Below are 543 nucleotides of genomic sequence, written 5' to 3' on the forward strand. Positions count from 1 at the left end.
TGACCAGCCTCTCCATCGATTTTTGATAACTGCTCTAACCCTGTTTGAAATCGCGTATTTTCCATTTTGTGTGCTCCTTTGAGTGAATACCCGCACACCTTACAAGTTAGAGTGAACTCTAAGTCAACGTACTTTTCCGCTTTTATACAGATTTATTTTTTCTTCTAATCGTTTCAGATGCTCATTTTGTTGTCGGATATGTTCGATTAAATTATCTCGATGAACTTCCAAAAGCTTTTGTCTGTCAGCAGTCGTTTGCGAGCCTATCTCCCTCAATGAAGCATATTCTTGAATCTCTTCTAACGGCATTCCCGTCTCTTTCAGCCGCTTGATGAAGTTGACCCAATCAATATCTCGATGGGTGTAGACACGGTGCCCACTGTTATTTCGGTGGACATGTTTCAGTAAGCCAATTTTTTCATAGTATCGAAGCGTGTATGACGACAACCCAACTGCGCCGGAAAACTCTTTCGTATTCATTATTGTTACCGAAGGTTATCCCTTCCTGTGACCACAAGTAATGTAACGACACTATGGATAACG

1 protein-coding gene is annotated in these 543 nt (G+C 41.3%); it reads right to left on the minus strand.

Features of this window, described 5'->3' with window-relative positions; translation table 11 throughout:
* Positions 1–123 precede the first annotated feature (123 nt).
* Entirely contained in the window at positions 124–480 is a 357-nt protein-coding gene (locus tag R7040_RS29300) for a MerR family transcriptional regulator (RefSeq protein WP_318098024.1), read from the minus strand.
* Between the last annotated feature and the right edge of the window lie 63 nt (positions 481–543).

Source organism: Vibrio sp. 1069, from assembly GCF_033340555.1.

What these genes read in the sequence shown, in the direction of transcription:
- R7040_RS29300 (WP_318098024.1), bottom strand. Translation starts at nt 480, where the DNA reads ATGAATACGAAAGAGTTTTCCGGCGCAGTTGGGTTGTCGTCATACACG.